The 26,295-nt window shown below is 59.5% G+C and carries 27 protein-coding genes; 11 read left to right on the top strand and 16 right to left on the bottom strand.

Translation table 11 applies throughout. The features are described from left to right. The first annotated feature begins 48 nt into the window (after positions 1 to 48). A complete protein-coding gene (locus AKU79_RS08355) occupies positions 49 to 501 on the top strand; it encodes a CreA family protein (protein WP_050523143.1) in 453 nt (150 codons plus the stop codon). On the opposite strand, the gene AKU79_RS08350 is transcribed toward AKU79_RS08355, so the two are convergent. Further along, entirely contained in the window at positions 502 to 1,290 is a 789-nt protein-coding gene (locus tag AKU79_RS08350; protein ID WP_050523142.1) for an exodeoxyribonuclease III, read from the bottom strand. A 291-nt stretch (positions 1,291 to 1,581) separates the two neighbouring features. Continuing rightward, entirely contained in the window at positions 1,582 to 2,268 is a 687-nt protein-coding gene (locus AKU79_RS08345; RefSeq protein ID WP_050523141.1) for a response regulator transcription factor, read from the bottom strand. A 155-nt stretch (positions 2,269 to 2,423) separates the two neighbouring features. Between AKU79_RS08345 and ribA the strand changes: the two genes are divergently transcribed. Beyond that, entirely contained in the window at positions 2,424 to 3,506 is a 1,083-nt protein-coding gene (gene ribA / locus AKU79_RS08340; RefSeq protein ID WP_050523140.1) for a GTP cyclohydrolase II, read from the top strand. Continuing rightward, positions 3,503 to 4,009, top strand: coding sequence for a L,D-transpeptidase family protein (locus tag AKU79_RS08335; RefSeq protein WP_050523139.1), 507 nt, complete (start codon positions 3,503 to 3,505; stop codon positions 4,007 to 4,009). The genes ribA and AKU79_RS08335 overlap by 4 nt, the downstream gene beginning before the upstream one ends. Here AKU79_RS08335 and AKU79_RS08330 read toward each other — a convergent pair. The 3 genes from AKU79_RS08330 to AKU79_RS08320 all read right to left on the bottom strand — a co-directional run bounded on the left by AKU79_RS08330 (position 4,006) and on the right by AKU79_RS08320 (position 6,295). Continuing rightward, complete coding sequence (locus AKU79_RS08330; protein WP_050523138.1) at positions 4,006 to 4,659, bottom strand: YggS family pyridoxal phosphate-dependent enzyme; 654 nt, start codon at positions 4,657 to 4,659, stop codon at positions 4,006 to 4,008. The genes AKU79_RS08335 and AKU79_RS08330 overlap by 4 nt on opposite strands. Before the next feature lie 175 nt (positions 4,660 to 4,834). Further along, positions 4,835 to 5,167, bottom strand: a complete 333-nt coding sequence (locus tag AKU79_RS08325) for a porin (protein WP_050523137.1) — start codon at positions 5,165 to 5,167, stop codon at positions 4,835 to 4,837. Positions 5,168 to 5,311: 144 nt separating this feature from the next. Continuing rightward, positions 5,312 to 6,295 carry a porin gene (locus AKU79_RS08320; protein ID WP_050523136.1) on the bottom strand — a complete coding sequence of 328 codons (984 nt, stop codon included), beginning with the start codon at positions 6,293 to 6,295 and terminating at the stop codon, positions 5,312 to 5,314. Positions 6,296 to 6,789: 494 nt separating this feature from the next. Between AKU79_RS08320 and AKU79_RS08315 the strand changes: the two genes are divergently transcribed. The 6 genes from AKU79_RS08315 to AKU79_RS08290 all read left to right on the top strand — a co-directional run bounded on the left by AKU79_RS08315 (position 6,790) and on the right by AKU79_RS08290 (position 13,136). After that, positions 6,790 to 7,338 carry a DUF3576 domain-containing protein gene (locus tag AKU79_RS08315; protein WP_050523135.1) on the top strand — a complete coding sequence of 183 codons (549 nt, stop codon included), beginning with the start codon at positions 6,790 to 6,792 and terminating at the stop codon, positions 7,336 to 7,338. 108 nt (positions 7,339 to 7,446) lie between these two features. Next, positions 7,447 to 9,999, top strand: coding sequence for a leucine--tRNA ligase (gene leuS / locus AKU79_RS08310; protein WP_050523134.1), 2,553 nt, complete (start codon positions 7,447 to 7,449; stop codon positions 9,997 to 9,999). After that, positions 9,986 to 10,474, top strand: coding sequence for an LPS assembly lipoprotein LptE (lptE, locus tag AKU79_RS08305; protein ID WP_050523133.1), 489 nt, complete (start codon positions 9,986 to 9,988; stop codon positions 10,472 to 10,474). The genes leuS and lptE overlap by 14 nt, the downstream gene beginning before the upstream one ends. Further along, complete coding sequence (gene holA, locus AKU79_RS08300; RefSeq protein ID WP_050523132.1) at positions 10,471 to 11,484, top strand: DNA polymerase III subunit delta; 1,014 nt, start codon at positions 10,471 to 10,473, stop codon at positions 11,482 to 11,484. Before lptE ends, holA begins: the two co-directional genes overlap by 4 nt. Beyond that, entirely contained in the window at positions 11,481 to 12,671 is a 1,191-nt protein-coding gene (locus AKU79_RS08295) for an HPP family protein (RefSeq protein WP_197087255.1), read from the top strand. The genes holA and AKU79_RS08295 overlap by 4 nt, the downstream gene beginning before the upstream one ends. A gap of 24 nt (positions 12,672 to 12,695) precedes the next feature. Continuing rightward, the gene (locus tag AKU79_RS08290; RefSeq protein ID WP_050523130.1) at positions 12,696 to 13,136 is read left to right on the top strand and encodes a GAF domain-containing protein; all 441 of its coding nucleotides are present in this window, start codon (positions 12,696 to 12,698) and stop codon (positions 13,134 to 13,136) included. On the opposite strand, the gene AKU79_RS19240 is transcribed toward AKU79_RS08290, so the two are convergent. Then, entirely contained in the window at positions 13,133 to 13,279 is a 147-nt protein-coding gene (locus tag AKU79_RS19240) for a hypothetical protein (RefSeq protein ID WP_156209594.1), read from the bottom strand. The two genes, AKU79_RS08290 and AKU79_RS19240, sit on opposite strands and share 4 nt — an antisense overlap. Position 13,280: 1 nt before the next feature. On the opposite strand from AKU79_RS19240, the gene AKU79_RS08285 reads away from it, so the two are divergent. Both AKU79_RS08285 and AKU79_RS08280 read left to right on the top strand, forming a co-directional pair. Then, complete coding sequence (locus AKU79_RS08285; protein WP_050523129.1) at positions 13,281 to 14,597, top strand: mechanosensitive ion channel family protein; 1,317 nt, start codon at positions 13,281 to 13,283, stop codon at positions 14,595 to 14,597. Then, entirely contained in the window at positions 14,594 to 15,757 is a 1,164-nt protein-coding gene (locus AKU79_RS08280; protein ID WP_050523128.1) for a TIGR03862 family flavoprotein, read from the top strand. The genes AKU79_RS08285 and AKU79_RS08280 overlap by 4 nt, the downstream gene beginning before the upstream one ends. On the opposite strand, the gene AKU79_RS08275 is transcribed toward AKU79_RS08280, so the two are convergent. From AKU79_RS08275 to AKU79_RS08235, 10 genes are all read right to left on the bottom strand, one after another. Continuing rightward, positions 15,743 to 17,680 (bottom strand): sensor histidine kinase, encoded by a 1,938-nt coding sequence (locus AKU79_RS08275; RefSeq protein WP_050523127.1) that lies wholly within the window; start codon positions 17,678 to 17,680, stop codon positions 15,743 to 15,745. The genes AKU79_RS08280 and AKU79_RS08275 overlap by 15 nt on opposite strands. Then, positions 17,673 to 19,034 carry a sigma-54-dependent transcriptional regulator gene (locus tag AKU79_RS08270; RefSeq protein ID WP_050523126.1) on the bottom strand — a complete coding sequence of 454 codons (1,362 nt, stop codon included), beginning with the start codon at positions 19,032 to 19,034 and terminating at the stop codon, positions 17,673 to 17,675. The genes AKU79_RS08275 and AKU79_RS08270 overlap by 8 nt, the downstream gene beginning before the upstream one ends. Before the next feature lie 3 nt (positions 19,035 to 19,037). Beyond that, positions 19,038 to 19,166 (bottom strand): hypothetical protein, encoded by a 129-nt coding sequence (locus AKU79_RS19855; protein ID WP_269430760.1) that lies wholly within the window; start codon positions 19,164 to 19,166, stop codon positions 19,038 to 19,040. A 55-nt stretch (positions 19,167 to 19,221) separates the two neighbouring features. Next, positions 19,222 to 20,439, bottom strand: coding sequence for a formate dehydrogenase subunit gamma (locus AKU79_RS08265; protein ID WP_231580127.1), 1,218 nt, complete (start codon positions 20,437 to 20,439; stop codon positions 19,222 to 19,224). A gap of 93 nt (positions 20,440 to 20,532) precedes the next feature. Next, entirely contained in the window at positions 20,533 to 21,132 is a 600-nt protein-coding gene (gene fdh3B, locus AKU79_RS08260; protein WP_050523124.1) for a formate dehydrogenase FDH3 subunit beta, read from the bottom strand. 12 nt (positions 21,133 to 21,144) lie between these two features. Beyond that, a complete protein-coding gene (locus AKU79_RS08255) occupies positions 21,145 to 24,063 on the bottom strand; it encodes a formate dehydrogenase subunit alpha (RefSeq protein WP_050523123.1) in 2,919 nt (972 codons plus the stop codon). Between the two features lie 60 nt (positions 24,064 to 24,123). After that, a complete protein-coding gene (locus tag AKU79_RS08250) occupies positions 24,124 to 24,321 on the bottom strand; it encodes a twin-arginine translocation signal domain-containing protein (RefSeq protein ID WP_050523122.1) in 198 nt (65 codons plus the stop codon). A gap of 57 nt (positions 24,322 to 24,378) precedes the next feature. Beyond that, complete coding sequence (locus AKU79_RS08245; RefSeq protein WP_050523121.1) at positions 24,379 to 25,002, bottom strand: TorD/DmsD family molecular chaperone; 624 nt, start codon at positions 25,000 to 25,002, stop codon at positions 24,379 to 24,381. A gap of 10 nt (positions 25,003 to 25,012) precedes the next feature. Next, complete coding sequence (locus tag AKU79_RS08240) at positions 25,013 to 25,612, bottom strand: DUF3306 domain-containing protein (RefSeq protein ID WP_050523120.1); 600 nt, start codon at positions 25,610 to 25,612, stop codon at positions 25,013 to 25,015. Then, positions 25,612 to 26,163, bottom strand: coding sequence for a DUF3305 domain-containing protein (locus tag AKU79_RS08235; protein ID WP_231580126.1), 552 nt, complete (start codon positions 26,161 to 26,163; stop codon positions 25,612 to 25,614). The genes AKU79_RS08240 and AKU79_RS08235 overlap by 1 nt, the downstream gene beginning before the upstream one ends. Positions 26,164 to 26,295 lie beyond the last annotated feature (132 nt).

The following is a 26,295-nucleotide window of genomic DNA, read 5'->3' as shown; positions in this document are numbered from 1 at the left end:
CCTAGACGGACGCCCTAGCGTTATACCTGAACCCAAAGGAATTTGCCCATGCTCCGTACCATCTGCCTACCATTTGCTTTGATGCTGGCCACCACCGCCCATGCCGAAAAGGTGGGTGAGGTGGGCGTCGATTGGTTTGGCAATGACATTATTATCGAAAGCATTAACGACCCGAAGGTGCAGGGCGTCACCTGCCATCTGGCCTATTTCGACCGCGGGATTATCGACCGGCTGCAACAGGGCAACTGGTTCGAAGACCCGTCGAATACCTCGATTTCCTGCACGCAAACCGGCCCGATCACGCTGGGTGATATTGCGCGGGGTAAAGGCGGCGAGCAGGTTTTCAAGGAAAGCCGCTCGATCATTTTCAAATCGATCCGCGTGACGCGGGTGTTTGATGAGGCGAACCAGACCTTGATCTACCTCGCGCATGGCAGCGAGGTTAGCCAAGGGTCGGCCAAAACCTCGATGTCTACGATCCCGCTGTATCAGGCCAAGTGATTACAGATCAAACGTCGCGAAAACCGGCGCGTGGTCGCTGGGCTGCTCCCACCCGCGCACATCGCGCAAGATGCGGCTGGAATGGGCGGATGCCTTTATGTCACCGGTGGCCCAGATATGGTCTAACCGGCGGCCTTTGTCGGCGGCATCCCAGTCTTTGGCGCGGTAAGACCACCAGCTGTACAGCAGCCCCTCGGGGATATCGGCGCGGGTGACATCATGCCAGTCGCCCTCCGCCATCACCTGATTAAAGTGTTCCACCTCAATCGGGGTGTGGCTGACGATTTTTAGCAAGGCCTTATGGCTCCACACGTCGTCTTCGCGCGGGGCGATGTTCAAGTCGCCGACCAAAATGGCGCTTGCGGGCTTTTCCCAGCGGAACCAGTCGCGCATCTCGGTCAGGTAATCCAGCTTTTGGCCGAATTTTTCGTTGACCGCGCGGTCGGGGATATCGCCGCCCGCAGGCACATAGCAGTTATGAATGGTCACGCCGTTTTCCAGCCGCGCCGCCACATGCCGCGCATGGCCGAGGTTGGCAAAATCGCGGTCGCCCACATCCATCAGCGGCAATTTCGACAGGATCGCTACGCCGTTATAGCCCTTTTGCCCGCGCGCGACCATGTGATGGTAGCCAAGCGCCTGAAACTGCTCTAACGGAATTTTATCAACCGGGCTTTTGCATTCCTGCAGGCACAGCACATCCGGCGCCTCATCGCCCAGCAACCGCGTCACCAACCCTTCGCGCAGACGGATCGAGTTGATATTCCAGGTGGCGAGGGTAAATGACATGGGTAGCTCCTGTTCAGGTTTCGCGCCAACCTAGGGCGGGGGCGGGGCAGGCTCAACCCCTTTGCGGCGATGCAGTTCGGGGATTGAAGCCGCTGGTCGCACCTTGCGAATGCTGCAGGTCAATCCCGTTGAGTGGCGGATAAAAAAGACCGGGCACAAAGGCCCGGCCAGGTCCAACAGGGAGGTGCGCGCCATAACCCCGACGCGACAAGGGGAACTCATGCATTCACTATACATCAAAAAACGGCAAATTGTTGACCTCAGATACCGATTTTGATGCCAGTATGGCGATCAGGCAACAAGTCTGTACCCACCGGATTCCGTTACCAACAGGGCCGCGTTCGATGGATCGGCCTCAATCTTCTGGCGCAAACGGTAGATATGGGTTTCCAACGTATGGGTCGTGACCCCTGCATTATAGCCCCACACCTCATGCAGCAACACGTCGCGGGCAACCACCTCGGATGACGCACGGTACAGATATTTAAGAATATTTGTCTCTTTCTCGGTCAGCCGGATCTTTTTATCCTTTTCGTCCACCAGCATTTTTTGCGCCGGCTTGAACGTGTATTGCCCAAGCTGGAAAGTCGCATCTTCGGACTGTTCATGCTGGCGCAACTGCGAGCGGATACGCGCCAGAAGCACCGGAAATTTGAACGGCTTGGTGATGTAATCATTTGCGCCGGCATCAAGGCCCAGAATCGTATCGGCATCTGTATCGTGGCCGGTCAGCATCAGAATCGGGCTTTTCACACCCGCTTTGCGCATACGACGGCAAAGCTCTCGGCCATCGGTGTCGGGCAAACCGACATCCAGAATCACTAGGTCGTACAAGGCCGCTTTGGCCTTTTCCATGCCTTCGACGCCCGTCCCGGCCTCGAACACGTCGAAATCCTCGGTCATAACCAGTTGTTCGCTGAGCGCTTCGCGCAAGTCTTCATCATCATCGACCAACAGGATTTTGCGTAACTGTGCCATTGCCAACTCCTTTTCGTTGATAAACAGATGCGCTTGCGTAACCGTTTCGGCAAGATATGCGTCAAACTTCTCACGCGGACGTGTGTGTTTGGGGCGGTATGTTTCAATTTCCCGGCACAGTGGTTACATGTGGATGGTGAAATAAGGGTGCATTTATGGGGCTGGGCCTTTCGATCGTTGAAAAATTGACCCGTGCGCGGGGCGATATGCGTATGGGCGTGCCGGTTTTGCTGACCGATGGCGCGGCAGCCCTGCTGGTTGTCGCCGTCGAGGCGCTGACTGCTGCGCGGCTGGCCGAGCTGCGCCACTTGGGTGCGCCCGTGCTGGCGCTGACCGTGCGGCGCGCCGAGACGCTGAAAGTGCCGGCCTATGATGGCGATCTTGTGCGGCTTGCCGTGGCTGAGGATGCCGATCTGGGCTGGCTGCGCGCAATGGCCGATCCGGCCGATGACCTGCGCTTTCCGATGAAAGGCCCGTTTCACAGCCTGCGCGATGGCCCTGCCGATTTGCACCGCGCGGCGATTCTGTTGGCAAAATCGGCGCCGCTGTTGCCTGCAGTCGTTGCCGTTTCTGTACCGGTTGATACGCAGGCTTTTGCGGCGCTGACCCGCCTGTCGCTGGCTGCCATTCTGCCCGAGCTGAACCGCAATTCGCCGTTGCACCCTGTGAGCGCCGCCCGCCTGCCGATGGCGGCGGCGGGGGTTGGACGCGTGCATGTGCTGCGCCCCGAAGATGGCGGCCCCGAGCATTATGCGATTGAAGTTGGTCGCCCCGACCGCACAAAGCCTGTCCTCGCCCGCCTGCATTCAGCCTGTTTTACCGGCGATGTCTTGGGCAGCCTGAAATGCGATTGCGGCCCGCAACTGCACGCCGCCCTTACCCAGATGGGGGCCGAAGGTGCGGGCATTCTGCTTTACCTGAATCAAGAGGGCCGCGGCATCGGGCTGGCGAATAAGATGCGGGCCTATTCCTTGCAGGATCAGGGGTTCGATACGGTTGAGGCCAATCATCGGCTGGGTTTTGAAGACGACGAGCGTGATTTCCGGCTTGGGGCTGATATGCTGCGCAGTCTCGGGTTTTCAGCGGTGCGGCTGCTGACCAATAACCCTGCCAAAATCAATATGATGCAGGCGATGGGGATTGACGTCACCGAGCGCGTGCCGCTGCGGGTGGGTAAAACCGATCAGAACGCGGGCTATCTGGCAACCAAAGCTGCAAAATCGGGCCATATTCTATGAGCGTGGATGACCTTGTGCTAACGCCCACTGGTCTGCGTTTTGCCGGCCGCCGTTTTCCCTGCACGATCGGGCGGGGCGGGATTACGGCAAATAAACGCGAAGGTGACGGCGCGACGCCAGTCGGTATTCACCGCATTGCAGGCATGTTTTACCGGCCTGATCGGCTGCGTGGGGCAGCCCTGCCCAACTGGGCGCGGCCTATACGGCTGGGCGATTTATGGTCGGATGATGTGGGCGACCCAATGTACAACCGTTTGGTCCGCGCGCCCCATCCGTTCAGCCATGAGACCATGCGCCGCGCCGACCCGTTGTATGATTTGGTTATGATGACTGATTGGAACTGGCCCGAGGCTGTGCCGGGGCGCGGCTCGGCGATTTTTCTGCATCAATGGCGGCGGATCGGCTATCCGACCGCAGGTTGCGTGGCGTTTGCCCCTGCCGATCTGATGTGGATCGCGGCGCGGGTTCAGTTTGGGGCGCGGCTGATTGTGCGCGACTCCTAGCTATAGCTGCGCTCGCCGAAAATGGCGGACCCAACGCGGATATGGGTGGCACCGGCTGTGATTGCGGCCTCGAAATCGCTGCTCATCCCCATCGAAAGGCCGGTCAGCCCGTTGTTGGCCGCGATTTTGGCAAGGGCTTGAAAATGCGGCGTGCTGTTTTCGGCTTCGGGGGGGATGCACATCAAGCCGGAAATCGGCAGATCGAGCGCGCGGGCCGAGGCGATGAAAGCGTCGGCATCGGCCGGCAAAACGCCTGCCTTTTGCGGCTCGGAGCCGATATTGATCTGGATGAAAAGGTCGGGGCTGATGCCGCGCGATTGGGCGAGGTTGGCAAGTTTGGTGGCCAGAGAAGGCCGGTCGAGGGTGTGGATCGCATCGAAAAGCTCGACCGCCGGCTTGGCTTTGTTGGTTTGGAGTGGGCCGATCATATGGACCTGAACGGGGCCGAATTCGGCGCGCAGGTCGGGCCATTTCGCCTGTGATTCCTGAACGTAATTTTCGCCAAAAACCCTGTGGCCGGCGGATAGAACAGCGCGGACGCGATCTAGGGGCTGAACTTTTGAGACGGCAATCAGGGTTACCGAGGAAGGGTCGCGGCCCGCAGAGTCGCAGGCGGAAATCACGCGGGATTGGATGGCTGAGAGGGTCATTTCGTGGCCTTTTTCGAGTCTTTGGCAGGTTAGACCGAAGGGTGGGCGAAGGGAAGGGGCCAGTGGGCGTGCAGGATGACCGCGCGCGGACAAAGCTGTAAGTCATTGTTTTTAAATGGTATCACAGTTTCTGGTAATCAAATATTAACCTTTGCCGCGGCAGGGCTGTGTGCGGTTAATCAAACAGGCCCTGCACGGCGTTTGGCGTGCCCTTGCCAAGGGTCAGGCTGTGATCGCCGCCGGAAATATAGACCTGCGCGCGGGGGTCATTGCTGTCAAAAACGCTGCCCATGCCGGTTGCGGTTTGATCGAGATCGATGATCGCCCCAAATTCCAAGCCGCCATCGGTGGTGCCGGAAAACTGCGTGGTGACGCGGGTGCCCGCAGCGTAGCTGGTTTTTCCGCTTTCATGGCGCAGGCCCATCTTGGCCTGACCGCTGAACAAAACCTCGGCCGGGGCAAGCGTGGGCAATAGGGCCAAAGCTGCGACGAGGGGGATGATTCTCATGGCATTCACCTGATTGGATGCGCCGGAGCGGGCGCCGCGATTGCGGTCAGGATGGGGTAGGTTGGCGCATTTGGCAAGCGGGGCGCATAAAAAGAAAAGAGCGGGCACAAGGCCCGCTCTTCCCTTCGATCAAATCCGGTTGGATTAGAACGAGAAGCTTACGCCGAAGTCAGCGCGAGTTTCGGTGTCGCTTGCACCAACAACGGTGCTCTGGTTTTCGTCGTTAACCGACTTAACGCGAGCAATACCGCCAGCGAGAGTAGCACCGCCACCCAGGTCGTACGAAGCGCCGATGCCGTATGCGGACTGGTCAGCAATACCGGTTGCAGCGTCAAAGTTTGCTTTCGAAGCGCCGAAGGACAAAGTCAGAGCGTCCATTGTGTACGAAGCGTTCAGGCCGTATGCGTTTGCACCGGTTTTTACGCCAGCAGCGTCTTTGAAGTTAGCATCGGAGTACAGAGCCGAAACTTTGATGTTGTTGACGTTTACGCCACCGAATACCGACAGAACGCGTGCTTTGTCGATTGCTGCAACAGTCGAAGTACCGTTCAAGTCGTGATCGCCATAGCCCAAGCCAACATAGCCAGTGCCGAACGAGTACTTAGCGCCAATTGCAGAGCTGTCTGCCACGGAGCCAGTACCGGAAGTGCCAAGACGAGTCGACAGCGAGAACGACACTGGGCCAGTTGCGTAGGTGTAGTTTACGTTGTGGCCCAACGAAGCGCCAGTCAAGTCGCCCAATTCGTCGCCAACTACAGCTTCTGCAACGTCATCAACGTCCAGACCGTCCCAGCCGATGTCGGACAGGCCAGCTTGCTCGTCAGCTTCTGCAACTGCACCGAAGGACAGCTTGCCGAAAGCGCCCGACATGTAAACAGTTGTGTCGTCGTTGCCAACGCCGCCGTTGTTTTCAACGATGTGGTTGGTGTTGAAACCAAACTGCAGGCCGCCATCGGTTTCACCCGAAGCGTCAAATGCAATGTTTACTTTCGAGAACAACCAAGCCTTTTCAGCTGTCTGGCTGTTGTACTTCAGACCAGCTGCTGCCGAACCAGAAACAGCTACTTCAGCGTGTGCGATGCCAGCGGTCGCTACCAGTGCGGTTGTGGCGATAAGAATGTTTTTCATCGTTTCCCTCGTGTGTTTTTCAAAGGTTCAAAAGTGCGGCCCAACTCAGGGAAATCCGAACTGGGTATGACGCTGTAATCCACCCTTCTGACCGTGATTGCAACGATTGCGACAGATTGGGAAAGGAATGGGGCGGTTTGTGGTGCGTCTTTGTCACAGTGTTGAGGGACGGGGGTGGTTTTACGGGGGTTTTCCGCGCCTTGCGCCATGATTCCTGCAACTGCCGCCCTGCGTGGCCAGCCGGATAACACAGTGGGTTCTGTTGATTTCAGGCAATCACCGCATGACCCGAGGGCCAGCGAATCCATATTGAGTCTATAGGAGGGGCCGGGCGGTGATTGCGCCGGGCCTGCACCAAAGGCAGCGCAAAGCGGGCTGAGTCGCCATGAAAAACCGCGCTATATAGAGAGACTGTCGGTTTAAGGGCATTGAAAGGCCTTGTTCCAAGGGGGGCGCTAAGTTAGACACGGGTTGATAAGAGCTGGGAGACCCCTATGAGCCTGCATCCTGTAATTCGCGCTGCCATGTTTGGGACTGCGATTTTTTCACTGGCCGCCTGTGGTGGCGGAATCGGTCGCATGTTTGGCGGGCCAAGCGATGTCGAGTCGGTGCGCGCAGCTGCGCAGCTGAACAATGACACCGAGGCGCAGATGCGGGCCGATCAGGATGGCAAGGTGTTTTACCGGGCCAAAGAGCGCAAATCGATTTGGGATTTGTTCAAGAACTCGGCCGATCCGAACACCACTGTAGAGGTTAACAAGTATATCTGGGCCGCGAGTCTCGATATTCTTAGCTTTTTGCCGGTGCAATCGGTCGATCCGTTCACAGGGGTTATCGTAACGGGTTACGGCACACCGCCCGGTGGTGGACGTGCGTATCGTGCGACCGTGCTGATTCAGGACCCGGCGCTGGACGCGCGTAGCCTGAAGCTGTCGTTGCAGACACGCGGCGGTGCGTCGGTAAGCCGTGACACGCAGCGCGCCGTTGAAGACGCGATTTTGACGCGGGCACGGCAGTTGCGGATTCAGGACAGCAAGCTTTAAGGCTGTTTTAGGTATTTTTGCCAAGATGAAATGGCGGGCGCTCTGGACCTTCGGGGGGCTTGTGGGTTAACTGCGCAGGTGATTTGACCCCTGCCGGAGAGCCTTGCAATGCCATACGAACCCGCTGTAATTGAGAAGCATTGGCAAGAGGCCTGGAGCGAGGCCGGTGTGTTTACTGCCGTGCGCGATGAGGCCAAGCCCAAGTATTATGTGCTGGAGATGTTTCCCTATCCGTCGGGGCGCATTCATATGGGGCATGTGCGCAACTATACCATGGGCGATGTGGTCGCGCGGTATAAGTTGGCAAGCGGGTTTGCGGTGCTGCATCCGATGGGTTGGGATGCCTTTGGGATGCCTGCCGAAAACGCCGCGATGGACAGCAATGGCCACCCCAAAGACTGGACCTATGGCAATATTGCCGACATGCGCGGGCAGATGCTGCCGTTGGGGTTGAGCATTGACTGGAGCCGCGAGTTTGCGACCTGTGACCCCGAGTATTACGCCCAGCAGCAGGCGATGTTTATCGATATGATGGAAAAGGGTTTGGTTTACCGCAAGAATGCTGTGGTGAACTGGGACCCTGTGGATATGACCGTTCTGGCCAATGAGCAGGTTGAGGATGGCAAGGGCTGGCGGTCTGGTGCTGTGGTGGAACGGCGCGAACTGACGCAGTGGTTTTTCAAGATTTCCGACTATTCAGCCGAATTGCTGGAGGCGCTGGACGGGTTGAAGGATTGGCCGGAAAAGGTGCGCTTGATGCAGGCGAACTGGATCGGCAAATCGCGCGGCTTGCAATTTGCGTTTTCACTGGCCGATGCGCCGGACGGGTTTGACCGGCTAGAGGTGTATACAACGCGGCCCGATACGCTGATGGGGGCCTCTTTTGCCGCCATTTCGCCGGATCATCCGCTGGCCAAGCATCTGGAACGCCATGACCCCGAGGTTGCCGCCTTTGTGGCCGAGTGCCGCAAGATTGGCACATCTGAAGAGGCCTTGGAAAAGGCCGAAAAGCGCGGGATGGATACGGGTGTACGTGTGCGCCATCCGTTTGATACATCTTGGGAATTGCCGGTCTACATCGCCAACTTTGTGCTGATGGAATACGGCACCGGCGCGATTTTCGGCTGCCCGGCGCATGACCAGCGCGATTTTGAATTTGCGACCAAGTATGAATTGCCGATTCCGGCAGTGTTTGTGCCCGAGGGCAGCGAGGAAACCGAACTGACCGAGGCCTTTGTGCCGCTGAAATCCGAAGCTGTCCGCTATATTCGCGGGTTTGCGGGGCCCGAGGTGCAGACCGGTGCGGATGCGGTGGATGCGGCGATTGCCTTTTGCGAATCAAAGGGCGTGGGGCGTGGTGTCACCAACTTCCGCCTGCGTGACTGGGGCGTTTCGCGCCAGCGCTATTGGGGTTGCCCGATTCCGGTTATTCATTGCGAGGCGTGTGGCGTGGTGCCAGAGGCCAAGGAAAACCTGCCGGTTGAGCTGCCCTATGACGTGACATTCGACATTCCCGGCAACCCGCTGGACCGTCATCCGACATGGCGCAACTGTACCTGCCCGAAATGTGGGGCAGCGGCGCGACGTGAAACCGATACGATGGACACGTTTGTTGACAGCTCTTGGTACTATGCCCGCTTTACCGCGCCGCATGCCGATACGCCGACCAATATGGCCGATGCCGACTATTGGATGAATGTTGACCAATATATCGGCGGGGTGGAACATGCGATTCTGCACCTGCTCTACAGCCGTTTCTTTGCCCGTGCGATGCATAAAACCGGCCACCTGCCCGCCAAGGCGATTGAGCCGTTCAACGCGCTGTTCACCCAAGGCATGGTGACGCATGAAACCTATGCCACCAAAGGCGCCGATGGCCGGCCGGTTTGGCAATTGCCCGAAAACGTCGTGAAATCAGAAGGCGGCGCGACCCTGCGCGATGGCACACCGGTAGAGGTGGGGCCGATCATCAAGATGTCGAAGTCCAAGAAAAACGTCGTGGACCCGATGAGCATTATCGCCACTTATGGCGCCGATACTGCGCGTTGGTTCGTGATGTCGGACAGCCCGCCCGAGCGGGACGTGGAATGGACAGCAAGCGGTGCCGAGGCGACTGCGAAATTCCTTGGCCGCGTTTGCACGCTGAGCGAGCGGATTTCCGGCATGGCCGAGGGTGAAGGGATCGGCGACACCGATTTGCTGCGCGCCATGCACCGCGCGATTGAGGATGTGACCCGCGGGATTGAAGGCTTTGCCTTTAACAAGGCGATTGCCAAGCTGTATGAATTCACCAATCTTTTGTCGAAATCCAAAGCAGGGAAACCCGCGATGAATGAGGCAACGCGCACGCTGGCCCAGTTGATGAGCCCGATGGTGCCGCATTTGGCCGAAGAGATTTGGGCGCAGCAAGGTGGCGCAGGCTTGGTTGCTGTGGCGCCTTGGCCCAAGGCCGATCCGGCAATGCTGGTGCAAGATACCATCACCTTGCCGATCCAGATTAACGGCAAGCGGCGCGGAGAAATCAGCGTTCCGGCAGATATGCCCGCATCTGAGGTTGAAAAAATTGTGCTGGCGGATGATGCTGTGGTCAAATTCCTTGCGGGGCAACCTGTCAAGAAACTGATCGTTGTACCGGGGCGGATTGTGAATGTGGTTATCTAAAGCTTTACTGATCTGCACGATGACGCTGGCCGCCTGCGGCTTTACCCCGGCCTATGCGCCGGGGGGCAGTGGTGTGGCGTTGCAAAACACCGTTTTGGCCGCCGAACCGCGCAACAAGCCGGCGTTTGATTTGGTCGAACGGCTAGAGGAGCGCTTGGGGCCATCAGATGCGCCGAAATATGCGTTGGCCTATATGATCTCGCAAAGCCTTGCGAGCATTGGCGTCACCACTGCGAATGCGATCACCCGCTATGAGCTGATCGGGGCGGTGGACTGGACGCTGACAGATGTTGCCACCGGTGCGCAGTTGACGGCGGGCCGGTCCGAGAATTTCACCTCGTATTCTGCGACGGGTTCGACCGTGGCCAGTTTGTCGGCGCGTGAAGATGCCTCGCAGCGGCTGATGCGGATTCTTGCCGACCAGATTGTGACACAGCTTTTGGCAACCTCTGACCAGTGGGCCACGCCGAAATGAACCTGAAAGGGCAGCAGGCGGCCAAATATTGCGCCGCACCTGACCCGAAGAAGGCAGGCTTGTTGATTTTTGGCGCTGATGCGATGCGCGTGGCGCTGAAACGGCAAGAGGCGATTTTGGCGCTGGTTGGCCCGCAAGGCGAGGCCGAGATGCGGCTGACACGCCTGCCCGCTAGTGATTTACGCAAGGACGGTGCGGCGCTGTCGGATGCGATTCGCAGTCAGGGGTTTTTTCCCGGCCCGCGCGTGGCCTTTGTCGAAGAGGCGACCGATGGCATGGCGCCGATGTTGGCCGATGCCCTGCGCGAGTGGCGGCCCGGCGATGCTGTGATCGTGGTAACGGCCGGAAATTTGACTGCGAAATCGGCGCTGAAAAAGGTGTTTGACGATTCAGGGGATGCTGTCTGCATCGGTCTGTATGATGAGCCGCCAAGCCGCGAAGAGATTGAAGCCGAGTTGAAGCGTGCGGGGCTGGCGGCGATTTCGCCCGAGGCGATGACAGATCTGGGTGTGCTGGCGCGGGCTTTGGACCCGGGGGACTTTCGGCAAACGCTGGAAAAGATTGCGCTTTATCACTGGGGGGAATCGGCGCCGCTGTCTTCGGCCGATGTGGCGGCCTGTGCACCCGGTACGATAGAGGCCGAGGTGGATGATGTGATCCATGCCGTGGCTGAACGTGACCAGCGGCAGGTTGGTGCCTTGATGCGGCGGCTTGAGGGGCAAGGCGTGGCCCCTGTGACGCTGTGCATCGGCGCGTTGCGGCATTTCAAGGCGCTGCATGGGGCGGCTACCGATTCTGGCGGGGCGGCGAATGGCATGGTGCGGATGCGTGTGTTCGGGCCGCGCCGCGACCGGATGTTGCGCCAGTTGCAAGGTTGGCGTGTTCCCGTACTGGAATGGGCGCTGGCCGAGCTGTTAGAGACAGACCTGACCTTACGATCAACCAGCCGTGCACCCGCTATGGCGGTGATGGAGCGCACGCTGATCCGGCTGGCGATGGCGCCGACGTGACGCGATTTCGCGCAATCTTGCGGGCGCTTGGCCCTGCTGTTGGCCCCCCGCGCCTGCGAGAAATGCTGCGCGCCTGTATCGGGTCGGGTGTGGGGCTGACGCTTTGCGTCTTTTTGGTGCGGCTGACACAGTTGCCTTTGGCCGCCGAGGGGCCAGACCCGACTTTGTTGCTGATAGCACCTTTGGGGGCGACGACGATGCTGGCTTTTGCTGTGCCGTCCAGCCCTTTGGCGCAGCCGTGGTCGGCGCTTGTGGGCAATACGGTTTCGGCGCTGGTCGGCGTGGCGGTCATCATGACAGTGCATGAGCCGTGGTTGGCGATGGGTCTGTCGGTGACCTGTGCGATGCTGGCCATGATGCTGCTGCGGGCCACGCATCCGCCTGCGGCAGGGGTGTCGCTGGGTGTGGTTTTGACGGCCGAAACGGTGCGGCCCATGGGGTTTTCCTATGCGTTCAGCCCGGTGATGCTGGATACAGCGCTGCTGTTGCTGGTTGCTGTCGGGTATAACCGCTTGACGGGGCGCGTTTATCCCTTCCGCCAACCGATTGAGCATGGCCCCCGCGATGTGGGTGAGGCCGGCTTGCGGCCGATCATGGAAGGCCCGGACCTGACCGAGATTTTGCAGCGCTTGCGGCTGGATGCCAACATTGGTGCGGGCGATCTGGCGCGGTTGATCGAAGCCGCGCATCAACAAGCGGCCGAGCATTTGTTTGACGGGGTGGAAAGCGCGCAGATTATGTCGCGCGATTTGGTAATTGTGCATCCGGCGATGCCGCTTAGCCAGATCGCCGCGCTGTTTCAGCTGCACAAGGTGCGCACGCTTCCCGTTGTCGGGCCTGATGGTATGTTCGAAGGGCTGGTAAGCGAGACAGACTTGGTGCGGACCTTGCAAAAGCCGGATGACAAACCCAATGGCGTGGTTTCGCGTCTGATCCGCGCGGGGCGCGATGTGGCCGAACCCGTGGCCGCCGATGTGATGGCGCGCACAGTGGGCACGGCCAGCGCGGTGACACCGTTGGGCGTGCTGATTGATCTGCTGGCCGAAGGCGGGCAGATGGCGGTGCCGGTACTGGATGAAGGGCGGCTGGTTGGCATTGTCAGCCGCGCCGATCTGATCGCCGCCCTTGCCAAGGCCCACCATTCAGCCATTGAAGCGCCGGCGAACGCCCAAACGGCAAATGACTGATATGGCGCAGCACGGGGGGACGCTATGACAGGCATTTACAACAAGCTTTGGGCAGAGTGTCAGGCGCAAGGCATACGGCTGTTTACGGTGACGCTGCACGACCCAGATGCCGCGCTGGTGCGCCGCGCCTTTAGTTCGGACCCTGATGCCTATCCGGTTTCGGGCACCAAGCCTTTGTCAGATGACGCGTGGTCGCAGCAAGTGATCGGGCGGGGCGAGGCCTTTGTGGCCAATCACGACCGAGACTTTGCAGAGCTGTTTCCCGATCATGCGCAGATCGTGGCGCTTGGATGCCGCTCTTGTGCCAATTTGCCCATTTTGCGCGAGGGGCAAGTTATAGGGACCGCCAATTTGCTGGCCGAGGAAGCCCATTTTACGCCAGAGCGTCTGGCAATTTATCAGGCCATGATGGAACGCTATCACGCGCCCTTGCTTGCGGAAATTGCGCTGCGGCCATTGGGTTAGCCGCGCGCCTGCAATTTTTCGGCAGAAAGTCGTGGCAACGGGTCTTTAACTGCGACTGGGGCTTTCTGCTGATCTGGCTTGCCCTTGAAGAGGGTATGTTTTCTTGGCAAGAACAACGTTAATTCCATAAAAGGGTTATTCACGATGCAAGAACTGCCAGACTTTGCAAAAACCCTGCTGGAAATGATGCGGCCTTTTGCCGAGACTGCGATGCAATGGCTGGCCAGTCCGGCGGCCTGGTCGCAATTTGCCTTGCTTGCGGCGGCGTTTGTTTTGGCGGTTATTCTGACACGGCGCTTGCGACCCGGAATCGCCAAGCTGCTGACCCCGCCGCAGGGCAATGAGGGTATCATCGCCCAAGCGCGGCTGTTTGCCCTTGGCCTGTTACCTTTGCTGATGCCTTTGGTTGCTTATGGGCTAACGGCGATTGGCGAGGAATTTACACGGTCGCTGTTTGGTTCGGGCGCGGTGATTGCCTTTGGCAAACGGGTGTTTTTGTTTATCGCCGTGCGCGCCTTGGCCCGTGATACGCTGACCGACCCGTTCTTGCGCCTGCTGGGCCGCTATGTGCTTATTCCCGTGGCGGCGCTGTACACGATCGGCGCGCTGGACCCGATTATGTTGCGGCTGTCGGAAACGATGATCGAGCTGGGCAACATCCGGTTTTCGGTGTTGTCGCTTATACGCGGGTTGATTGCAGGCAGTTTGCTGTTTTGGCTGGGTGGTTGGTCGAACCGTCAGAGTGCCGAATATATCAAAAAGCAAGAGGTTCTGCGCCCCGCCACGCGGCAACTGGCCGTAAAAGCCGCCGAGATTTTGATCTTTGGCGCGGCGTTTTTGCTGCTGATGTCGATCATGGGGATTGATCTGACGGCGATTGCCGTTTTGGGCGGTGCCTTGGGTGTTGGTATCGGGCTGGGGCTGCAACAGATTGCGGCCAATTTCGTGTCGGGTGTGATCTTGTTGATCGAGGGGCAGACCACGGTTGGCGATTATGTTGAACTGGACGGCGGTGAAACGGGAACGATTGTAAAGATGACCGCCCGCGCCTGCGTTCTGGAAACCTTTGACGGCAAGTGGATTGTCGTGCCGAACGACCATTTCATCACGACGCGGGTTGTAAACTATTCCGATCAGGGCAGCGCCAATCGCTATGATGCCTGCTTTTCGGTCAGCTATGATACCGACATCAACCGCGTGCCTGCGATTATTGAAGCGGCGGTTGCGGCCCTGCCCTTTGTGCTGACCAAACCCGATGCCCCTGATTGCGAGTTGCGCGGGTTTGGCGATAGCGGCATTGATTTTGCGGTTGAATATTGGGTTTCGGGCATCGATGACGGCAAGAACAAGTACCAAAGCAAGGTGCTGTTTGCGATTTGGAATGCGTTGAAAGATGCTGGAATAGAGATACCTTATCCGCATCGCGTGGTGGAAATTAAAGGTGCTGTGCCAAGCCTATGACTGATGCATTGGTCATAGGGGCCGGCCCTGCGGGGTTGATGGCGGCCGAGGCGCTGGCAGCGGCGGGGCGGCGCGTTACTGTGGTTGAGGCCAAGCCGAGCCCTGCGCGCAAGTTTCTGATGGCGGGAAAATCGGGGTTGAACATTACCAATGCGGGGGCGGATTTTATGACCGCCTTTCCCGATTGGATGGCCCCTATCGTGGCGCAGTTTGGCCCCGATGCGGTGCAAGACTGGTGCCGGGGCCTGGGGCAAGAGGTGTTTACCGGCAGCTCGGGGCGGGTGTTTCCGGTGGCGATGAAAGCGTCACCTTTGCTGCGGGCGTGGTTGCGGCGGCTGAAGGATGCGGGCGTAGAGCTGCGGATGCGCTGGCGCTGGCTTGGATTTGAGGCGGAGGGTTTCGCCTTTGACACGCCCGACGGGCGGCAGGTGTTGCGGCCTGCGGTGACGGTTCTGGCACTGGGTGGGGCAAGTTGGGCGCGGCTGGGGTCGGATGCGGCATGGGTGCCTTGGCTGGCGGCACATGGCGTAGAAATCGCGCCGTTTCAGCCAGCGAATATGGGGTTTTGCATCGGTTGGTCGGCATATATGGCCAAGCATTTCGGCCAACCGGTCAAAGGGGCGGCGCTGTGCCTGCCCGATGGTCGGCGCGAACGGGGCGAGTTTATCGTTTCCTCCAAAGGGTTGGAGGGCGGCGGGATTTATGCGGTGAGCCGTGCCTTGCGCGACGGGGCAGCGCTGCATCTGGACCTGTTGCCCGACCTGACTGTTGAAGCCATTGCCGCGCGGCTGTCCAAGGCGCGGCGCGGCGATACGGTCGCGGCACGGCTGCGCAAACTGGGGCTTTCGCCTGTGGCGATTGCGCTGGTGCAGGAATGGGGCCGCCCTTTGCCCGATGATTTGTCACCGCGGCTAAAGGCTTTGCCTGTGCCGCTGCTGGGTCCGCGCCCGATGGATGAGGCGATCTCAACCGCCGGCGGGATTGCGCACGGGGCCCTGACAGGGGGGTTGGCGCTGCGCGGGCTGCCACCTGCGTTCGGGCCGGTTTTTGCCTGCGGCGAAATGCTGGATTGGGAGGCCCCGACGGGCGGCTATTTGCTGACGGGCTGCCTTGCGACAGGGCTGGTTGCGGGGCGGGCGGCGGGCCTAGCCCGAGGTTGAACTGAGCGGCAGGTCGATCACGAATTGGCTGCCCTGACCGGGTTGGCTGGTGGCGCTGATCGTGCCACCCGCGCGCGAAATCAACGTGCGGGTGATTGACAGGCCCAGCCCCGTACCGAGAGAGCGTTTCGTGGTAAAGAACGGGTCAAATACGCGGGACAAGACCTCGGGTGGCATGCCCTGCCCTGTATCGGCTGCTGTGATGCGGATTTTGGTGGGCAGGGTTTCACTGCGCAGACTGAGCGTGCCGCCATCGGGCATTGCCTGAATTGCATTTATCATCAGGTTTACAAGCACTTGCTGCAGCTCGGCTGTACTGATCTGAACCGCGCCCACAGCTTGCAGATCGAGCTGAATGTCGATTTTCGCCTCGCCCAACAGATGTTGGACCAAGGGCAGCGTGTCGCGGATCACGCTGTTGGGGTCTTGGCCCGCGCCGGTTTCGGCGTATTCCTCGGGGCGGGCAAAACCCAAAAGTTTGCTGACAAGGATTAGAATCGCCTGAATTTGATCCTGGATCAGCGAGAATTCAGTACGCAGACTGTCGGCGCGGGGGCCGAGATCATCGCGGATGACATCAATATTGCCTTGGATCACGCCCAGCGGGTTGTTGATTTCATGCGCAACACCGGCGGTGATTTCGCCAATTGCGGCCAGTTTTTCCGATACGATCAACTGCCGCGTGGTCATATCAAGCTGGCGGTTTGCGGCCTCGAGGTCGGCGGTGCGGGCGGCGACGCGTTGTTCCAAAGCATCATTCCAATCGCGCAGACGCTTTTCACGTTCTTGCAACTGATCAAGCAAGGTATCAAGGTCGGTGGCGACGCGGCTGATTTCATCCTCGGGGGCGTCTAGATTGACGCGGGCATCAGGGTTGCCCTGCCCGACTGCGCGCATCACATTGTCCATCCGCTCTAACGGTTTGAAAATCGCCTGTGCCCAGCGCAGTAGAATCGGCGTGGTCAGCAGTACGACGACCAGAAAGGTGATCGCGATCTGATAGAGGGTGTGGCGCTTGGCGGCGCTGTAGTCCGCCTCAAGAAAGCCAACATACAGCATGCCGACGCGGGTGCCGAAACTGTCGAGGATCGGCTCATAGGCCGATACATACCAGTCATTCACCACAAAGGCACTGTCGAGCCAGACCAAGCCCTGATCCAGCACGCTGCGGCGCACCACTGCGGAAACGCGGGTGCCAAGGGCGCGGACATCGGCAAACAGGCGGACATTGGTGCTGATGCGCACATCCTCGAGAAACAGCGTAGCGGTGCCGCCGCTGCCTTTGGTCGCACTGCCGCTGGGGTAAACGAGGTCGTTCATCTCATCAATAAAGCCAAGATTCCGGTTCAGCAGGATGCCCCCGACCAAGGCGCCGCCGGGGGCTGGCGCTGCGGCATGCACCAACATCCCGCGAGTTTCGCGCAAACGGTCACTGGGCAAGGCGGCCGTTGTCGGCACCAGCGAAATCTGCGCGCGGGCGGCCAAAATCGGGGAAATCGCGGTCAGATCTTCGGCCGAGAAAATATCAATCGCGGTGCGGGTCTGACCGGCAAGCGCCGCCTGGACGACCGGCCATTTTTCAGCAGCACTGGTGAAATACAGAAAGTCGAGGCCAAGGGCTTTGCGCTGGCTTTCCAGATAGGCGCTGCGTTGTGCCGCAGGCGTGGCCTGAAACGTGGCCGAGTTGGCAAGCGAGGCGATTGAGGCGCCGCGACTTTGCAACAGCCCATCAAGGTGCTGATGGGCAATGGTAAGTTCGGAATGGACCTTGCTGATCAGCACCTCGTCAAATCGCTTTGACCAACTGCTGACAGCGGTAAGCAGCAGTAGTGGCAGCACGATCAGCAATGGCAAAAGCGCGATCAACAATATCCGCGCACGGACGGACCGGCGTAAAATATTGCGAAACGGCTGGTCAGTCATTCCACTGCGCGCATTTGCGATCAATGGTTTTGCGCGAGATGCCCAGACGGCGGGCGGCCTCGGCGCGGTTGCCGCCGCAAGCCTCAAGTATCGAGAGAATATGCCGACGCTCTACAGCATGAAGCGAGTCTGCGGGCTCGGCCTCGGGGCTGTCGGGGTTGCCGGCAAATTCGGGGGGGAACTCACCCAAAATCAGCGACCGTTCGATCAGATTGCGCAGCTCGCGCACGTTGCCGGGCCAGTCATAGCGCGCGAGGTTCAGCACCACGGATTCAGGGATAGGCAAAGGTTTGCGGCCTTGCTGGCGGGCAAACTTGCCCATGAAATGCTCGGCCAGTTCGGCGATGTCGCCGATGCGTTCGGTCAGTTTCGGCATTTTGACAGCAAGCACATTGATGCGGTGAAACAGATCCTTGCGAAATTTGCCCTGCGTCACAGCCGCGGACAGATCGGCGTTCGACGCAAAGACAAAGCGCAGGTTCAACGGCACCTCGCGCTCGGACCCGCCGGGGCGGATGCGGTTGTCATCAATCACCCGCAGCAAGGTGGCCTGCACGGGCAACGGCAGCTCGCCCACCTCATCCAGAAACAGCGTGCCGCCCGAGGCGTGCAGCAGCAGACCTTCGCGGCCGGTTGACAGATCGCCGAACAGTTCGGCCGTCAGCCGGTCAGGCGAAATGGCGGCGCAGTTGACGGGCACAAAGGGTTTGGCCGCGCGGTCAGACATGGCATGCAGCGCGCGGGCGGCAACCTCTTTGCCGGTACCGCTGTCACCGGTGAACAAAACGGTTGTCGGGGTGCGGGCAACCATTGCCAGCGTTTTGCGCACGGCGGCCATGGCTGGCGCATTGCCAATAAGCCGGCCACGCGCGCCGGGGTTATCAGTGCCAAGCTCATATTTCAGCAAGAAATTTTCGCGGCGCAGGTAGCGTTGGTCGACACAGCGGCTGACGGCATTCAGGATTTGATTTGACCGAAAGGGTTTCAGCACAAAGTCGGCGGCACCGACGCGCAGGGCGTGAATGGCTGTATCAAGATCGGCATAGGCGGTCATCAAAATGGCATCGGCAAACAGGCCAACGCGGCGCTGATCGGACAGCCAGTCAAGGCCGGATTGGCCGGGCATCACGTTATCAAGGATGACCAGATCAAAGTGATAGGCATCGAGCATTTTCGACGCGGCCTCGGCGCTTTCGGCCTCTTCGACGCGTTTGCAGCGCGGCCCCAAGGTGCGCAGCAGAAAGTTGCGCATGCCCGGTTCATCATCGACCACAAGGATAGAGACATTCGCCAGAATGCTGTCGATTTCACTGCTTTTGGCACTGTTTTGGGCTGGCTGATCGGGGTGGAGCATCGGTTATTGGCTTAGGCGCACATTGGAGCTGCTGGTCATGTCTTGCGCGGAAAAGCCGACATAGCCCAGCCCGACACTTGCCAGAACGGCCACAACCCCAATGGCCAGAAAAGCCAGATACATGCTTTTCATCGCTGCATTCCTTTTATTGCGAGGGCCCCCCTTTGGTTTGGTTGGGCCTTTTGGTTTATTCCGTTTTGCTTTGTTTGGCCTTCACCTCGGCCAGCCACAGCCCATGGTGTTCTTTTGCCCATTGTTCGTCAACCTCGCCCGAACCCATCGCGTCAAATGCGCCCTGCATTCCGACCGAGCCGAGGTAGATATGCGCAAGGATGATGGCAATAAACGCAAAGGCGATGATGGCATGCCATATTTGGGCCAGTTGCATTTCGGTTTGGGGCGCCAGTTGGGTTGGCAGTTCGCCCAAGCCCACGGCCTGCGGCAGGCCCCACGCGTTCAGATGTTCAAACGTGGCGGCGAATAATGGCATTTGGAACGGAAACAGCAGTGACAGGCCCGAAACCGAGATTGAGATGCCCAGAACGACAACCGCCCAAAAGATGATCTTTTGACCGGCGTTGAACTTTTTGGCCGGGGGGTGGACGCCTTTGGAAAAGAGGCCTCCCGCGACCGACAACCATTTCAGATCGTGCTTGTTCGGGATGTTGTGCGCGGTCCACAGCACAATGACCATCACCAGACCAATCATGAACGCCCAAGCGACGTTGTTATGCACCCATTTGCCCGCCACCGCCATGGGCGAGAACGCCTCATGCCCGATGAGAGGAATGATGAACAGCCGCCCGAACAGTTGGAACAAACCGGTAAGCCCCAGCAAGATAAACGCGCCGCCAAGCAGCCAGTGGGCAAAACGTTCAACCGATGCAAAGCGCAGGATTTTCCGACCGGTCAGTTCACCATCGACGCGGATTTTACCACGGATTGCATAGAAAACGGCCAGCAAGCCCAGCATGCCGATCAGCGCCCAGCCGCCATAGGTTGCCAGCGGACCCTGGCGGAATTTCAGCCAGGTCATGCCGCTGTCCTGAATTAATACGTCAGAGGCAGGTCCGTGCGACGAAACTGTGACATCGGCCTTGTTATAGCGCAAGGCGCGCCAGTCATCGGCCTGTGACACCCCGCCCAAACTGCCCAGCGGGTTGGTGATTGGCGCGGCATGGGCCGGATCGCCCAAGGCGTCACTGCGATAGCTGTCATCGACCTGCAGGCCCTTTTGACGTTCCAGAATATCCTGAAGCGTGGTGGCCCCGCCGGTGGCAGAACGGTCAGGCGCGACGGTGGTTGCAGCGGTGGTTGCAGCGGTGGTTTGCGCGGTCGCAGCAAGCGGCGCCACTGCCAAAGCCAGCGTTGTCACCAGCATTCGTAGGAAAGGTTTTGCAGTCATCGCCACCACCTGAGTTTTTATCAATAGGGTACAGCGGCCCGCCTTGCCATTGGGCAGGACGGGCCGTGCGTTACCGGATGCCGTTAGGCGGCATTATGGGTTTGGCACCTTCTTTTCATAGGCCGTACCCCAGCCCCAAGCGCCTGCACCAAAGCCGCGCGACACCACACGCTCGCGGTAAATGGTCGAGACGGTATCGCCATCGCCGGCCAGCAGTGCCTTGGTCGAACACATTTCGGCGCAGATCGGCAGTTTGCCTTCGGCGATACGGTTGCGGCCGTATTTCTGGAATTCGACCACCGAGTTGTCTTCCTCGGGGCCGCCCGCGCAGAAGGTGCATTTGTCCATCTTGCCACGGCTGCCAAAATTGCCCGCTTGCGGGTATTGCGGCGCGCCAAAGGGGCAGGCGTAAAAGCAATAGCCGCAACCGATGCACAGATCTTTGGAGTGCAGGACGATGCCGTCTTCGGTTTGGTAGAAACAATCGGTCGGGCAGACGGCCATGCAGGGCGCATCGGAACAATGCATACAAGCGACCGAGATCGAGCGTTCACCCGGCTTGCCGTCATTTATCGTTACCACGCGGCGGCGGTTGATGCCCCACGGTACCTCATGTTCGTTTTTGCAGGCCGTAACGCAGGCATTGCATTCGATGCAGCGTTCGGCATCACACAGAAATTTAGCTCTTGCCATGATGTTCTCTCCTTAGGCTGCTGAGATTTTGCAAAGGGTTGCCTTGGTTTCCTGCATCAGGGTCACCGAGTCATAGCCATAGGTTTGCGCGACGTTTGTGCTTTCGCCCAAGACGACCGGATCGGCGCCTTCGGGGTATTTGCTGCGCAAATCCTGGCCCTGATAATGGCCGCCAAAGTGGAAGGGCATAAAGGCTACGCCTTCGCCCACCCGTTCGGTGACCATTGCCATGACTTTGACGCGGCCGCCCTCTGGCCCTTCGACCCAGACCTGCGCTTTGTCACGCACCCCGAGGTTATTGGCATCACGCGGGTTGATTTCGATGAACATGTCTTGCTGCAATTCGGCAAGCCACGGGTTGGACCGCGTTTCTTCGCCACCACCTTCATATTCCACAAGTCGCCCCGAGGTCAGGATGATCGGGTAATCCTTGCTGAAGTCCTTGGCCTGGATAGAGGCGTAAAGCGTAGGCAAACGATAGAGTTTGCGGTCGCTATAGGTCGGGTAATCGGCCACCAGATCGCGGCGGTTGGTATACAGCGGCTCGCGGTGCAGCGGCACCGGATCGGGGAAGGTCCAGACCACGGTACGGGCCTTGGCGTTACCGAAGGGCGCGCATTCGTGCAAGATTGCCACCCGCTGAATCCCGCCCGAGAGGTCGGTTTTCCAGTTGGCTTTGGGGCCGCCCACGGCGTCGATCGCCTTGCGCTCATCGTCGGTCAGATCTTTGTCCCAGCCCAGATCGATCAGCATTTGCATGGTGAATTCGGGGTAGCCATCCTTGATTTCCGAGCCTGCGGAATAGACGCCCTCGGCCAGCAGGTTTTGGCCATCGCGTTCCACGCCGAAACGCGCACGGAAGGTCAAGCCGCCTTTGGAAACCGGCTTCGACATATCGTAAAGGTTCGGGGTGCCCGGATGCTTCATTTCCGCCGTTCCCCAGCATGGCCATGGCAGGCCATAGTAATCGCCATCGGCAGGGCCGCCAATGGCCTGCAACGTCGTGCGGTCAAAGGTGTGCTGGTTGGCCATGTGCAGCTTGATCCGCTCGGGGCTTTGGCCGGTATAGCCTACCGTCCACATGCCTTTGTTGAACTCGCGCGTGATGTCCTCGACGTTCGGCTCGTTCTCGCTGTCCATGCTGATATTGCGCAGCAAGCGGTCGGCAAAGCCGAACTTTTTGGCGAACAGCGTGATGATCTCATGGTCGGTTTTGCTTTCAAACAGCGGTTCCATGATTTTATCGCGCCATTGCAACGACCGGTTTGACGCCGTGACCGAGCCACGGGTTTCAAACTGCGTGGTCGCGGGCAGCAGATAAACGCCATCTGTACGGTCGCTGAGCACGGCGGAAACGGTTGGGAAGGGGTCAACCACGACCAGCGTGTCCAGCTTTTCCATCGCGGTTTTCATCTCGGTCATGCGGGTTTGCGAGTTGGGCGCGTGGCCCCACAAAACCATGACCTTGATGTTGTCGTTCTGGTCGATATTGGCTTTATCCTCTAGCACGCCATCGATCCAGCGCGACACGGGGATACCGTTCTCGTTCATCAGGCTGCGCTCTTTGCCATCGGCATCGAGTGCGGGTTTGCCGTCGGGGCCGTTCAAAGTGGCAAAACGCCCGCTCAGCCAGTCGAGGTCTTCGCCCCAAACCCGCGCCCAATGCGCCCAGGCACCTGCCGTAAGGCCGTAATAGCCCGGCAAATCATGGCTGAGAACGCCAAGGTCGGTTGCGCCCTGCACGTTGTCATGGCCGCGGAAAATATTGGTGCCGCCACCGGCCACGCCCATGTTGCCCAGCGCAAGCTGCAGGATGCAATAGGCGCGGGTGTTGTTGTTGCCGTTGGTGTGTTGCGTGCCACCCATACACCAGATCAAAGTGCCCGGACGGTTGTTTGCCAAGGTGCGGGCTACGCGTTCCATCTGGCTGCCGGGCACGCCGGTCACACGCTCGGTTTCCGCAGGGTTCCACTTTTTCACTTCGTCGCGGATCTGATCCATGCCCCAAACGCGGGTGCGGATGAATTCCTTATCTTCCCAGCCGTTTTCAAAGATATGCCAGAGCAAGCCCCAGATCACAGCCACATCTGTACCGGGGCGAATGCGCATATATTCATCCGCATGGGCTGCGGTGCGGGTAAAGCGCGGGTCGGCCACGATCAAGGGCGCGTTGTTTTCTTCCTTGGCTTTCAGCATGTGCAGCAAGGACACGGGGTGCGCCTCGGCAGGGTTGCCACCAATCAGGAAAATCGCGCGGGATTTGTGGATGTCATTATAGCTGTTGGTCATGGCGCCGTAGCCCCATGTATTGGCCACGCCGGAAACCGTGGTCGAGTGGCAAATGCGCGCTTGGTGATCGACGTTGTTGCTGCCCCAATAGGCGGCGAATTTGCGGAACAGATAGGCCTGTTCGTTGCTATGCTTGGCCGAGCCGAGCCAGTAAACCGAATCCGGCCCGCTGTCTTGGCGGACTTGCATCATCTTGTCGCCAAGCTCGTTGATCGCCTGCTCCCACGAGATGCGCTTCCACTCGCCGCCCTCTTTTTTCATCGGGTATTTCAGGCGGCGTTCGCCATGGGCGTGTTCACGCACCGAGGCCCCTTTGGCGCAATAGCCGCCAAGGTTGAACGGGCTGTCAAAGCCGGGTTCCTGGCCGATCCAGACGCCGTTATCAACCTCGGCCAGCACGGTACAACCGACCGAGCAATGGGTGCAGACCGATTTGATGGTTTCAACGGCATTTGCCACGGCGGTTTGCGCCTCGGCGCGGGTCACTGTACCGCCTGTGGCGCCCAATGCTGCAAGCCCGCCAATCGCAAGGCCCGAGCCGCGCAGGAAACTGCGCCGGTCAACCGTGGTCTGCGAAATGGACGAAAGCAGCGGGACGCGATGCCCTGTGCGTGCCGCACCGTTTGTCTTTTTTCTTAACATGTCCGTCTCCCTTTTGCGTGGCCGTACTGGCCTTGGGTGCCCCTGCGCGGGGCTTGCGAATTAAAACCGTGCCGTGGCGAGGTAGGCGCGGGTATGGGCTGTATCTTGCAGCCCCGAGGATTTGGGTTCGGCTTTGGCCTGCGCGGCGGTGCCGGTCAGCGTGACTGCCGCAGCGGCAACTGGGGCCGTGCCTGCCAGTTTCAGAAAATTACGGCGGCTGGCATCGGTTTCGGGTTTGGTTTGCGGTGTTTTGGCCATGGTAACGTGCCTTTCTGTTTGCGGGTTGGGTGCTGCGGGCGGCCCGCAGCCGGAATGCTAGGAATGGGCGTTGGGCGCAGCGGTCAGGCGAAACGCCTCGCGCTCAATCTCAATAAAGATGCGGCCGATGCTGCCCACGGGGGCGTAGAAAACCGAGGCTTTGGCCGCCTCAAGATCTGTAAAGAAGTGACCGGCCCAAGGGGCGATGTGGCGGTTGAAAAAGGTCTTTTGCGCGTCAAGGCTGGCAGGGGGGCCAAAGCTGCCCTCAATCAAACCTGCCATCATTTCCAGCAGGCTGGCGATGTTGTCTTCGGGTTCGTACACGTTCGCTGCGCGGGAAATCGATTGCGCGGCCATATCGGCACGCAGCAGGGCCAGCGGCTTTTCGTTCAAAAAGCCGGTCATGTAAAAACTGGCATAGGGCAGCAGTTCGCCCCGTGCGACGCCGATGAACAGCGTGTTAAACTCGCGCTCGACCGAGCCGGGGGTGGCGGCGCGGGCCAGTTTGGCAAGCGTGGTGATTGACTTGCCCAAAGGCGACTCGTCGCCGGTCAGCGCGGCGGTGCGGGTCAGCAAATCGCGGCTGGGCGGGTGGGCCAAAAGCGCCGACATGAACCGGTAAAGATCGGCGCGAAGGGCGTCTTCTTCGGCAATCTGTTGCGTGGGGGCGGTTTGGGTCATGCCTTGGTCCTTAGCTTGCAAATTCGAAACGCATGTGGCGGCGTGCTGGCGGGGGGTCCGGCTGTTCGACGGTCTCGGCCATGGGTTCTGGCGCTTGGTCAGGTATTGGGTCTGGCGCCGCTTCGGCGGTCACTTCTTCTGCCTCTGACGCAATATCTGCGGGCTCTGGCCGGGTTGGTGGCTCTTGTGCGGCCTCGGCCTGTTCGGCCAATGCTAGCACGTGTTGCAACATCCCCTGCCCGACCTGATAGGCGGTTTTCATATCGGGCATGACGGTGGCGGCATCGGTGTAATCCTCGCCATGGTCAACCAAACCATCGAGATTGGCCAAAACGGGGTTGCTGACCCACAGCTTGCGCAGCGCGCGGCGGCGCAGATGCTCGGGCACGGCGCGGGCCATGAAGGCCGAGAAATCATCGCCCTTGGTCAGGCTGTCGGGGTCGGGCAGGCCAAGGCTTTCCAGCAGTTCGGCCTCGGTCATCTCGGCTTGGGTGTCATCTAGCGCTTTGGCTTGCGCCGCCTGTGCGGCAAGCTGTGCGGCCTGTGCCTCGGCGGCGGCTTCGGCCTGAACGGCAGCTTTGCGGCGGGACCAGAATGATGTTGCTGGCATCACGGCACCTCGCTGCTGCGGGGGGCGCGGAACACATCGGAAAGCTGGCGGATGCGGGCATCGCCTTTGCCATCCTCGGTCAGATCGACGCGCTTTTTGTCGCGCTTGCGTTTGATAAAGACTTCCTCGACGTGATGCTCTTGCACGAAATCCATGATCCAGCCGATCATGCCAAGCGGCATTGGCACGGCCTCGATCAGGCCTTCGCCGCTGTCGAGGTAATCTTGCCCTTCGTAAGGAGAGGCGGTGACAATCGCAGGTTCAAACGGAATGTCGGCATCGGGCGCATCGCGCAGCACCACGATGACGCTGGGGGTTTTGGCAGCGAGGCCGGTTAGATACGCCTCGGTATCGCTGGACCACAAATCCAGATTAAGGGTGGCGGCGTGATACTCGACCACGTCGCCCTCGCGCCGCAATTCGCGCCACTTGGCGGGGCCGGCGCCGGGCAAAACCGCCACAACCCGCCAAGACCATTTGGCCCAGCGGGTAACGCCCGGTGTTTTGCGAACGACGATGCCAACCGGCATGGTTGCGCGAGTTAGCGCCATTACGAAATTGTCCCCTCCCAAGGATGCCGATGTTTCATCAGGCTTATGATTCAGTGTGCCGACGATCTTGGTCGGGGCCAAATATTATTTTGCCGAATCATTCGATTGCTGCCCGAGGTCTTGGCGTAGTGG

This window comes from Pseudorhodobacter wandonensis (assembly GCF_001202035.1).
Lineage (GTDB): Bacteria > Pseudomonadota > Alphaproteobacteria > Rhodobacterales > Rhodobacteraceae > Pseudorhodobacter > Pseudorhodobacter wandonensis.
This window is presented reverse-complemented; position numbering and strand designations above follow the sequence as displayed.

Bases quoted from the DNA above. Each gene is read 5' to 3' on its own strand.
- AKU79_RS08355 (WP_050523143.1), top strand. From the start codon at position 49: ATGCTCCGTACCATCTGCCTACCATTTGCTTTGATGCTGGCCACCACC.
- AKU79_RS08350 (WP_050523142.1), bottom strand. From the start codon at position 1,290: ATGTCATTTACCCTCGCCACCTGGAATATCAACTCGATCCGTCTGCGC.
- AKU79_RS08345 (WP_050523141.1), bottom strand. From the start codon at position 2,268: ATGGCACAGTTACGCAAAATCCTGTTGGTCGATGATGATGAAGACTTG.
- ribA (WP_050523140.1), top strand. From the start codon at position 2,424: ATGGGGCTGGGCCTTTCGATCGTTGAAAAATTGACCCGTGCGCGGGGC.
- AKU79_RS08335 (WP_050523139.1), top strand. From the start codon at position 3,503: ATGAGCGTGGATGACCTTGTGCTAACGCCCACTGGTCTGCGTTTTGCC.
- AKU79_RS08330 (WP_050523138.1), bottom strand. From the start codon at position 4,659: ATGACCCTCTCAGCCATCCAATCCCGCGTGATTTCCGCCTGCGACTCT.
- AKU79_RS08325 (WP_050523137.1), bottom strand. From the start codon at position 5,167: ATGAGAATCATCCCCCTCGTCGCAGCTTTGGCCCTATTGCCCACGCTT.
- AKU79_RS08320 (WP_050523136.1), bottom strand. From the start codon at position 6,295: ATGAAAAACATTCTTATCGCCACAACCGCACTGGTAGCGACCGCTGGC.
- AKU79_RS08315 (WP_050523135.1), top strand. From the start codon at position 6,790: ATGAGCCTGCATCCTGTAATTCGCGCTGCCATGTTTGGGACTGCGATT.
- leuS (WP_050523134.1), top strand. From the start codon at position 7,447: ATGCCATACGAACCCGCTGTAATTGAGAAGCATTGGCAAGAGGCCTGG.
- lptE (WP_050523133.1), top strand. From the start codon at position 9,986: ATGTGGTTATCTAAAGCTTTACTGATCTGCACGATGACGCTGGCCGCC.
- holA (WP_050523132.1), top strand. From the start codon at position 10,471: ATGAACCTGAAAGGGCAGCAGGCGGCCAAATATTGCGCCGCACCTGAC.
- AKU79_RS08290 (WP_050523130.1), top strand. From the start codon at position 12,696: ATGACAGGCATTTACAACAAGCTTTGGGCAGAGTGTCAGGCGCAAGGC.
- AKU79_RS08285 (WP_050523129.1), top strand. From the start codon at position 13,281: ATGCAAGAACTGCCAGACTTTGCAAAAACCCTGCTGGAAATGATGCGG.
- AKU79_RS08280 (WP_050523128.1), top strand. From the start codon at position 14,594: ATGACTGATGCATTGGTCATAGGGGCCGGCCCTGCGGGGTTGATGGCG.
- AKU79_RS08275 (WP_050523127.1), bottom strand. From the start codon at position 17,680: ATGACTGACCAGCCGTTTCGCAATATTTTACGCCGGTCCGTCCGTGCG.
- AKU79_RS08270 (WP_050523126.1), bottom strand. From the start codon at position 19,034: ATGCTCCACCCCGATCAGCCAGCCCAAAACAGTGCCAAAAGCAGTGAA.
- AKU79_RS19855 (WP_269430760.1), bottom strand. From the start codon at position 19,166: ATGAAAAGCATGTATCTGGCTTTTCTGGCCATTGGGGTTGTGGCCGTT.
- AKU79_RS08265 (WP_231580127.1), bottom strand. From the start codon at position 20,439: ATGACTGCAAAACCTTTCCTACGAATGCTGGTGACAACGCTGGCTTTG.
- fdh3B (WP_050523124.1), bottom strand. From the start codon at position 21,132: ATGGCAAGAGCTAAATTTCTGTGTGATGCCGAACGCTGCATCGAATGC.
- AKU79_RS08255 (WP_050523123.1), bottom strand. From the start codon at position 24,063: ATGTTAAGAAAAAAGACAAACGGTGCGGCACGCACAGGGCATCGCGTC.
- AKU79_RS08250 (WP_050523122.1), bottom strand. From the start codon at position 24,321: ATGGCCAAAACACCGCAAACCAAACCCGAAACCGATGCCAGCCGCCGT.
- AKU79_RS08245 (WP_050523121.1), bottom strand. From the start codon at position 25,002: ATGACCCAAACCGCCCCCACGCAACAGATTGCCGAAGAAGACGCCCTT.
- AKU79_RS08240 (WP_050523120.1), bottom strand. From the start codon at position 25,612: ATGCCAGCAACATCATTCTGGTCCCGCCGCAAAGCTGCCGTTCAGGCC.
- AKU79_RS08235 (WP_231580126.1), bottom strand. From the start codon at position 26,163: ATGGCGCTAACTCGCGCAACCATGCCGGTTGGCATCGTCGTTCGCAAA.